Source organism: Collinsella sp. LCP19S3_B7, from assembly GCF_052121795.1.
Classification (GTDB): domain Bacteria; phylum Actinomycetota; class Coriobacteriia; order Coriobacteriales; family Coriobacteriaceae; genus Collinsella.
The window spans coordinates 1-1,701 of the sequence record NZ_JBQKDO010000037.1 but is presented as its reverse complement, the minus strand read 5'-3'; the positions used below and the strand labels follow the sequence as shown (position 1 = coordinate 1,701).

Here is a 1,701-nt window from a genome sequence, read left to right as displayed (position 1 = left end):
ATCTCCCTAGAAAGGAGGTGATCCAGCCGCACCTTCCGGTACGGCTACCTTGTTACGACTTCACCCCCCTCACCCTCCACACCTTCGGCGCCTCCCCCCTTGGCGGTTGGGCCGGCGACTTCGGGTGCAGACGACTCGGGTGGTGTGACGGGCGGTGTGTACAAGGCCCGGGAACGCATTCACCGCGGCATGCTGATCCGCGATTACTAGCAACTCCGACTTCATGGGGGCGGGTTGCAGCCCCCAATCCGAACTGGGGCCGGCTTTCCGGGATCCGCTCCCCCTCGCGGGGTGGCATCCCTCTGTACCGGCCATTGTAGCACGTGTGCAGCCCAGGGCATAAGGGGCATGATGACTTGACGTCGTCCCCGCCCTCCTCCGCCTTGACGGCGGCGGTCCCGCGTGGGTTCCCGGCATCACCCGATGGCAACACGCGGCGGGGGTTGCGCTCGTTGCGGGACTTAACCCAACATCTCACGACACGAGCTGACGACAGCCATGCACCACCTGTATGGGCTCCTCTCGGCCACGGGGTCTCCCCCGCTTCACCCATATGTCAAGCCCTGGTAAGGTTCTTCGCGTTGCTTCGAATTAAGCCACATGCTCCGCTGCTTGTGCGGGCCCCCGTCAATTCCTTTGAGTTTTAGCCTTGCGGCCGTACTCCCCAGGCGGGACGCTTAATGCGTTGGCTGCGGCACGGGGGGATCGTCCCCCCACACCTAGCGTCCATCGTTTACGGCTGGGACTACCAGGGTATCTAATCCTGTTCGCTCCCCCAGCTTTCGCGCCTCAGCGTCGGTCTCGGCCCAGAGGGCCGCCTTCGCCACCGGTGTTCCACCCGATATCTGCGCATTCCACCGCTACACCGGGTGTTCCACCCTCCCCTACCGGACCCAAGCCGCGGAGGTTCCGGGGGCTTCGGGGGGTTGAGCCCCCCGCTTCGACCCCCGGCCTGCCGGGCCGCCTACGCGCGCTTTACGCCCAATGAATCCGGATAACGCTCGCCCCCTACGTATTACCGCGGCTGCTGGCACGTAGTTAGCCGGGGCTTCTTCTGCAGGTACAGTCTCGTCTCTTCCCTGCTGAAAGCGGTTTACGACCCGAAGGCCTCCGTCCCGCACGCGGCGTCGCTGCGTCAGGGTTGCCCCCATTGCGCAAGATTCCCCACTGCTGCCTCCCGTAGGAGTCTGGGCCGTGTCTCAGTCCCAATCTGGCCGGTCGGTCTCTCAACCCGGCTACCCGTTGTCGGCACGGTGGGCCGTCACCCCGCCGTCTACCTGATGGGCCGCGGAGCCATCCCCTCCCGTCGGGGCTTTAGCCCGGGCGCCATGCGGCACCCGGGGGTATCCGGTATTACCCGTCCTTTCGGGCGGCTATCCCGGGGGAGGGGGCAGGTTCTCCACGTGTTACTCAGCCGTTCGCCACTCGCTTCCACCCGGAGGTGGGTGCCGTTCGACTTGCATGTGTTAGGCGCGCCGCCAGCGTTCATCCTGAGCCAGGATCGAACTCTCCGTCCAAAATGTATTGGGCCTCGAGCCCGTCCGGTCCTCTCAGTCATCGCTGATCGGTTCCGTTCGATTCATATGGTTCTGTTTGATAGGAAAAGGAATTTCTCGGGGCCGCCTCTCGGCGGCCTTGCGAAAAACGAATCCAAGTCAGACCATTTCAAATGGTTCGATGTCTGCCCGGATGCGACACATC

Annotated in this window: 1 rRNA gene; it reads right to left on the bottom strand. The window is 64.0% G+C overall.

From position 1 onward, the window contains the following. Positions 1–10: 10 nt before the first annotated feature. Positions 11–1,517, bottom strand: a 16S ribosomal RNA gene (locus ACTQW0_RS08460). Positions 1,518–1,701 lie beyond the last annotated feature (184 nt).